General features: G+C 61.7%; 8 protein-coding genes and 1 pseudogene. 3 read left to right on the top strand and 6 right to left on the bottom strand.

The features are described from left to right. Window positions 1-125 (top strand): annotated as a pseudogene (locus AACS18_RS16830) (DUF1097 domain-containing protein); the annotation flags it as partial. 1 nt (window position 126) lies between these two features. On the opposite strand, the gene AACS18_RS16825 reads toward AACS18_RS16830, so the two are convergent. The 4 genes from AACS18_RS16825 to cydH all read right to left on the bottom strand — a co-directional run bounded on the left by AACS18_RS16825 (window position 127) and on the right by cydH (window position 3,524). Continuing rightward, window positions 127-1,407, bottom strand: a complete 1,281-nt coding sequence (locus AACS18_RS16825) for a sigma 54-interacting transcriptional regulator (RefSeq protein WP_005339807.1) — start codon at window positions 1,405-1,407, stop codon at window positions 127-129. Beyond that, a complete protein-coding gene (locus AACS18_RS16820) occupies window positions 1,404-1,922 on the bottom strand; it encodes a hypothetical protein (protein WP_040070048.1) in 519 nt (172 codons plus the stop codon). Before AACS18_RS16820 ends, AACS18_RS16825 begins: the two co-directional genes overlap by 4 nt. A 5-nt stretch (window positions 1,923-1,927) precedes the next feature. Then, the gene (locus AACS18_RS16815; protein WP_005339801.1) at window positions 1,928-3,328 is read right to left on the bottom strand and encodes a sensor histidine kinase; all 1,401 of its coding nucleotides are present in this window, start codon (window positions 3,326-3,328) and stop codon (window positions 1,928-1,930) included. 103 nt (window positions 3,329-3,431) lie between these two features. Then, entirely contained in the window at window positions 3,432-3,524 is a 93-nt protein-coding gene (gene cydH, locus AACS18_RS16810) for a cytochrome bd-I oxidase subunit CydH (protein WP_005339800.1), read from the bottom strand. A 124-nt stretch (window positions 3,525-3,648) separates the two neighbouring features. Here cydH and AACS18_RS16805 point away from each other — a divergent pair, with 124 nt between their 5' ends. Next, window positions 3,649-4,224: a 2-amino-4-hydroxy-6-hydroxymethyldihydropteridine diphosphokinase gene (locus AACS18_RS16805; protein ID WP_108612783.1), complete on the top strand. Its 576-nt coding sequence runs from the start codon at window positions 3,649-3,651 to the stop codon at window positions 4,222-4,224. Here the strand turns inward: AACS18_RS16805 and AACS18_RS16800 are convergent. Beyond that, window positions 4,150-4,854, bottom strand: coding sequence for an SDR family oxidoreductase (locus AACS18_RS16800; protein ID WP_108612782.1), 705 nt, complete (start codon window positions 4,852-4,854; stop codon window positions 4,150-4,152). The two genes, AACS18_RS16805 and AACS18_RS16800, sit on opposite strands and share 75 nt — an antisense overlap. 162 nt (window positions 4,855-5,016) lie before the next feature. Between AACS18_RS16800 and AACS18_RS16795 the strand changes: the two genes are divergently transcribed. Further along, window positions 5,017-5,421: a CBS domain-containing protein gene (locus AACS18_RS16795; RefSeq protein WP_108612781.1), complete on the top strand. Its 405-nt coding sequence runs from the start codon at window positions 5,017-5,019 to the stop codon at window positions 5,419-5,421. On the opposite strand, the gene AACS18_RS16790 is transcribed toward AACS18_RS16795, so the two are convergent. Then, window positions 5,418-5,954 carry a DUF2301 domain-containing membrane protein gene (locus AACS18_RS16790; protein ID WP_042054827.1) on the bottom strand — a complete coding sequence of 179 codons (537 nt, stop codon included), beginning with the start codon at window positions 5,952-5,954 and terminating at the stop codon, window positions 5,418-5,420. The two genes, AACS18_RS16795 and AACS18_RS16790, sit on opposite strands and share 4 nt — an antisense overlap. Window positions 5,955-6,000: the final 46 nt, after the last annotated feature.

The following is a 6,000-nucleotide window of genomic DNA, read 5'->3' as shown; positions in this document are numbered from 1 at the left end:
GGCTGATCCTGCCCTCCCTCATCATTGGCGCCTTGTTCGGTTACCTGATGAAGGCGAGCGGCCTCTGGCTCTCCCATAAAACTCAAAAAGCCGATGCCGCTCCGGCGGTGGTTGATCCCGCCTGATTTATCCCTTCGATTTGAAGTTTGCAGCTTCGATACCGTGCCGATTCAATAACTTGTAAAAATCGGTACGGTTTCTGCCCGCCATGTTGGCCGCCAGGGTCACGTTGCCCTCGGTGGTGCGCAGCAAACGGATCAGATACTCCTTCTCGAATTCGGCCCGCGCCTCGTTGAACGAGGGGATGCCGCCGCCACCACCGCTCAGGGCTGACTCCACCATGGAAACCCCGATCACCGGGCTGCAACAGAGGCTGGCGAGCTGCTCCACCACGTTGCAGAGCTGGCGCACGTTGCCGGGCCAGGCCGCGGCAGCCAGCATCGCCAGCGACTCGGGCGAAAAACCCATGGCGGCGCAGTCGCTGTGGCGGCTACGGTAATCGTCGAGCGCCTGTCGGGCCAGCAGGGGGATATCCTCGCTGCGGGCACTGAGAGACGGCAAGGTGATATTGGCGACGTTGAGACGGTAGAAGAGATCTTCCCGAAAGCGCCCCTCCTCCATCGCCTTGACCAGATCCTGATGGCTGGAGCTGAGCACCCGCACCTCCGGCGTGCCCTGACCATACTCCTCCATCACCTGCAGCAGCTTGGCCTGCAGGGATTCGGAGAGGCTGCCAATCTCGTCGAGAAACAGGGTCGCCCCCTTGGCCTGCTCGAACAGCCCTGACTGGCCATCTTCACCAAACAGCTGCAAGTCGAGTGACGCCCACGGAATGGCGGCACAGTTGATGGTATGGAGCGGCTTGTCGCGCCGCTGGCTGGCCTGATGCAGCGCCTGCGCCATCGCCCCCTTGCCGGAGCCTGACGGCCCCATGATCAGCACCGGCACCTCCATGGTGGCGATGCTGTGAGCCTGGATCAGCAGCTGCTCCAGCTGGGGATTGCGGGTCAGGATCAGCGACTGCCACTCCTGCTGCTGTTTCGGCCGCGTCAGACTCAACGCATGTTCGATGGTGGCGAACAGCTCATCCTTGTTGATGGGTTTGGTCAGGAAGCTGAAGACGCCGGAGCGGGTCGCCTGAATGGCGTCCGGGATGGTGCCGTGGGCGGTCATGATGATCACCGGCAACCCCAGCCACTGGGCCTGGATCCGCTCGAACAGCGCCAGACCGTCCATGCCGGCCATCCGCAGATCGCTCAGCACCAGATCGGCCCGTTGCTGACGCAACCGGTCGAGGGCCCCTTCCGCACTGTCGGCGGTATCCACTTCATAACCCTGACTGCGCAGCCGCATGCTCATCAGTTTGAGCAGGCTGACGTCGTCATCCACCAACAGGATCCGGCTCATGGTATTACCTCACGATTCTCGTTCAGCTTGCGCTGGTTGAGCTGGTCATCGATAGCGGTCAGCTGCTCGATCTGGCGGCGCAGCCGCTGGATCTCCTGACTCTGGTCATCGCGACGGCTGTCGCGGGCCAGCAGCTGCTCGCCGAGGGCGATCCAGCTACGTAAAAAGGCCTGCGCATCGAGACCCAGTTCAGGCAGCATCTGCTTCAGGCGCGCCAGACCGGCAGTGCGATTGGCCACCGACTCGGCGGGGTGGGAGTCCACCATCGCCAGACTGACCCGGCTCTCCAGATCGTCAGCCCCTTTCAGACGCTGACGCTCCTGCACCCGTTGCTGGGGGTGACTGGCCAGCAGCCAGTCGGAGTATTGCAGACGCACCTGCATCTCCTTGTTGGCAAACTCCATCCGCTTGGCAAAAGCGATATCGGAGGACTCCCGCTGTGCCTGTTGCGGCAGCAAGGAGCAACCCGCGAGCAGCCCTGCCATCAGAGCTGGAAATACGCGTTGTATCTTCATAGTCCTCATTTCAACGTCAACCTGAAGCAGACATCCGCCTGTTCATCCTCTACCAGAACCAGTTCCCCCCCCAGGCTGTTGGCAGACTCGCGGGCGATGGAGAGGCCCATGCCCGAGCCTTTCAAGAGACCTTGCCGCACAGTGCTGCCCTGCTCGAAGGGTTCAAAAATGCGTTGCTGATCGGCCACGGGGATCTTGGGCCCCTCGTTGGCCACTTCCAGCCAGCTTATCTGTTCATCCTGCCCTGCCCTGATCCAGATATTGCCCCCGCTGGCGCCGTAACTGACGGCGTTGGAGAAGAGGTTATCGAGGATCAGCCGTAGCCGGTAGGGCTCCGCCCACAGGGTAACCGGCACGGTCGGCAAGTGTACACGGATCTGCTTGGACTCCAATGCCAGCCGGTACTCTGCAGAAAGTTCCGACAACATCGGCAGCAGGGGGACGGGCTCCAGTTCGAAGGCCTCCTGCTGACTGAGCCGGTTGAAATCGAGCAGCCGCTCGATCAGGGTCTGCAAACGCCGACTGTTCTCGTCGAGCATCTGACAGATCTCCAGCTGATCGGGCGTCAAAGGCCCGACCAGCTGCTCGCAGAGCAGATCCGTCCCCTCCCGCAGCACCGCCAACGGGGTCTTGAGTTCGTGGGAAACATGGCGCAGGAACTGGTATTTCTGCAGCTCCAGTTCTTTGAGTTTGTCGTGCAGCCAGACGATCCGCTCCCCCAGCAAGACCAGCTCGGCAGGGCCGTCAACCGGCTTGGGATCGGGTTCGACCCCGGCTCCCAGGCTCAAAATGCGCGACTCAATCTGTCGTACCGGGTGGATGATGAGGTAGGTGAAGATAAAGACCATCAGCAGGCTGAGCGCCGCTACCGCACCGCTCACCCACCAGAGCTCGCTGGTCAGTCCGGCGATGGTGAGCTGTACCCGATCCATGTGTTCGTCAACCCGGCTGCGGGTGACTATTTCGAGCTGCTTGTTGGCATCGTTGAACTGCTCCAGCTTGTCCCCCGCTGCCGCCGCCCGGGCCAACGCGGCATCCTGCAGGCTGTCGAGCCAGGCCAGCCCCTGATCGAGCCCGCTGTAGAGCTGGCCGTCGGTGATGGAGTTGCGGTGTTCCGCCAGCAACACCCGATAACCATCGAGTTGCTGCTGGTAGCTGGTGAGACTGCGGCGATCCCCCAGCACCGCGAAGCGGCGTAAGGTGCGTTCGATATCGATGGCTTGCGCCGTCAGCAGGGTAGCGCGGCGGGTATCCTTGACCGCCCGCTCCATCTCGTCGCTGGTGAGCTGACTGAGGTGGGCAAGGGAGGTGCTGTTGTGCCAGATCATGCCGCCCAGCGGCATCAACACCAGCACAAATCCCATCAATACCACCTGCAGCAGGGAGCGTGGGCGAACCTTGGTCATCATCTCTTCTCTTGCATTCTCACCGGTGCGCCAGCATAGCCGCACCGCCCCAAAAAACAAAACCGGCCAACAGGCCGGTTTGTATTATCTGGATTGTGGTGATTCACGCCAACGCGACAGAGGCCAGACAGATAATCATGATCATCGCCAGCGCGCCCGAGGCGGTCAACAGCGCCCATTTCAGCTCCACACTCATGCAAACCTCCTTTCTGCCAATCAGTGCCGGATCACAATAGATAAGACAATGTTAAGCCATAGTTAATCCGATAACCGTGAGCTGCGTATACATTTCAGATGAGCCCAACCCAGGGAAGGTGAGCATGTTCTATCTGTGTAGCATTGGTTCCAATCTTGACCCGCATACCCATGTCAGCCATGCGCTGGCCGAGCTGCTTGCGAACGTCGGCCCCCTGCGGCTGAGTTCGGTGATCCGCACCAAGCCGGTGGGAATGCACTCCAGCCACGACTTTCTCAACTGCCTGCTGGTGGTGGAGAGCCCGCTCGATGCCGCCCGCCTCAAGCAGCACTTTGTCGCCCTCGAGGTGGCTCACGGCCGGGATCGCAGCGATCCGCTCTGCAAGGTGCACGACCGGCCGCTCGACATCGATATTCTGGCCAGCAACAGGAGCGGTGACTTTGCCTCGGCAGAGGTCGATTCCTATCTGGCGGAGCTGCTGGCCGAGTTCTACGGCCATGGCGAGGTGCATGACCCCAAGGTGGCGCTGCAAGTGACGCTCCCCGCCCCGTCGGGCAAGCTTAAACCCGGCAAAGGCTTGCTGACCCGGCAGGTCGGGCTGGTGCCGCTGGAGCTCGGCAAATCTTCAGAGAGTGGCCAGCGCGCGCCCGCCATCCACCTTGATGCTGGCCCCCGTCATATAACTGTTCCCCATCAGTAACTGCACCGCCTGCCAGATGGGCTCAAGCCCTCCCTCCCGCGCCAGCGGTGTTTTCGCCAACACCTGCTGGCGCCATGCCTCGTCATGCTCGTCGAGAAACAGAATGGGGCCCGGCTCTATGGTGTTGACTCGCACCGCAGGCGCCAGCTCTCGGGCAAAGCTCATGGCCAGTGAATGGGCTCCCGCCTTGGTCGCCACATAGCTGGCAAAACGGGGGGCCGGGGCATGAATATAGATATCGGTGATGTGAATGATGCTGGCGTTGGGGTTGCTGGCCAGCTGGGGGGCCAGCGCCCGGTTTAGCTGGAAGGGGGCCGCCATGTGTACCCGGTAGAACTGCTCGAGCTGGGCCAGTTGCGCCGCCGGATCAGTTGCCTGCGGCTCGAAGGCCGAGGCGTTGTGGATCACCAGCGCCAGATCCTGATGGGTCGCCAGCACATCGATCAGCTTGCCAACGTCATCTTCCCGACCAAAATCCGCCTGCACCAGTTCGCCCCCCAATGCAGCCAACGTGGCCAGCTCCGGCCGCTCGCTGCGATAGCTGCCCGTCACCTGCCAGCCCGCTGCCATCAGCTGTTCACAGAGATAAAATCCGAGTCGACGGCCGCAGCCCGTAACCAATGCACGCATACGATCTCCTTTCCCTTTCATGGTCTTGCATGAACGAAGCCCGCCTGCCAGCGGATCACCGCCGATGGCTTGTGCCTATCAATCCCTGCGGCACAAGCCATTGGTCGCAGGCCACCCACCCGCGTCATAGTGGCAGCATCCCCCTCTTGCGGAGTCACCACCATGCTGAAAGTACACCACCACATGGGTCGCCTGACCCACTCTCTCACTGCCGGACTCGGCCTGGCCGAGGCACTGGATCGCCTGCATCAATCGGGTCTTGGCGGCCTGCCGGTGCTGGATGAGCAGAAACGGCTGATCGGCTTTCTTTCCGAACAAGACTGCATCCCCAGCCTGCTCACCGGCAGCTACCACTGCGATACCCGCACCCGGGTGGAGGATCTGATGAACCGTTCGCCCCTCTCGGTCGGGCCGGATGAGAGCATTCTGGAGCTGGCTCGCCAGATGGCCGATGCCAAGCCCAAGATCTACCCGGTGCTGCAACAGGGCAAGGTGATCGGCATCATCAGCCGCCGTCAGGTGATGGAGGCCCTCAACCAGCAGATGAAGGTGTGCCAGCAGACCTAGATCTGGTAACGCCCCTTGTCACCGATATCGAAGTGCAGGGGCATCCGCCACTTGGCCAGCGCCAGCAAGGTCAACAGAGCCCCGCAGACCAGCGCCACCCATGCGGCGGCCCACTCCACCCGCAACCACTCCAGCAGCCATAACGCCGGCAGCAATACGGGCACCAGCTTGATACCGGGAATGGCGAAGCAAAACTGCTCCTTGAACGCCAACCCGGAGAGGGTCGCCAACGCCGCCCCCAGCACCAGCGCATCCGGTGCCCCCACCGCTGCCAGGGCCAATGCGCCCCACCCAAATCCCTGCAGAATCAGGCGAATCCGCTTGTCGTAGATATGCAGCGAGAAGCCGCAGATTGCGCTTGCCACTGCCAGCGACATCAACCATTGTGCCGACGGAAGCAATGCCATCCCGCTCAGCAGCGCCGCACCGCGACAGAGCAGCAACAGGGCTGCCGCACTCAAGCCAAGGCGGTAGAGCGAGACGGTCAACTTGTCGATCCCGTCCAGCGGGCTCTCGATTTCAGGATTTGCCATAAACAGTCGCTTCTAACGGATCAGGTGCCATCCAATATACTGGAAT

The organism is Aeromonas sp. HMWF015 (assembly GCF_963878965.1).
GTDB classification, from domain to species: domain Bacteria; phylum Pseudomonadota; class Gammaproteobacteria; order Enterobacterales; family Aeromonadaceae; genus Aeromonas; species Aeromonas veronii.
Note: the sequence above shows the minus strand (reverse complement) of the source record. Positions and strands in the feature narration are given on the sequence as shown.

What these genes read in the sequence shown, in the direction of transcription:
- AACS18_RS16825 (WP_005339807.1), bottom strand. Translation starts at nt 1,407, where the DNA reads ATGAGCCGGATCCTGTTGGTGGATGACGACGTCAGCCTGCTCAAACTG.
- AACS18_RS16820 (WP_040070048.1), bottom strand. Translation starts at nt 1,922, where the DNA reads ATGAAGATACAACGCGTATTTCCAGCTCTGATGGCAGGGCTGCTCGCG.
- AACS18_RS16815 (WP_005339801.1), bottom strand. Translation starts at nt 3,328, where the DNA reads ATGACCAAGGTTCGCCCACGCTCCCTGCTGCAGGTGGTATTGATGGGA.
- cydH (WP_005339800.1), bottom strand. Translation starts at nt 3,524, where the DNA reads ATGAGTGTGGAGCTGAAATGGGCGCTGTTGACCGCCTCGGGCGCGCTG.
- AACS18_RS16805 (WP_108612783.1), top strand. Translation starts at nt 3,649, where the DNA reads ATGTTCTATCTGTGTAGCATTGGTTCCAATCTTGACCCGCATACCCAT.
- AACS18_RS16800 (WP_108612782.1), bottom strand. Translation starts at nt 4,854, where the DNA reads ATGCGTGCATTGGTTACGGGCTGCGGCCGTCGACTCGGATTTTATCTC.
- AACS18_RS16795 (WP_108612781.1), top strand. Translation starts at nt 5,017, where the DNA reads ATGCTGAAAGTACACCACCACATGGGTCGCCTGACCCACTCTCTCACT.
- AACS18_RS16790 (WP_042054827.1), bottom strand. Translation starts at nt 5,954, where the DNA reads ATGGCAAATCCTGAAATCGAGAGCCCGCTGGACGGGATCGACAAGTTG.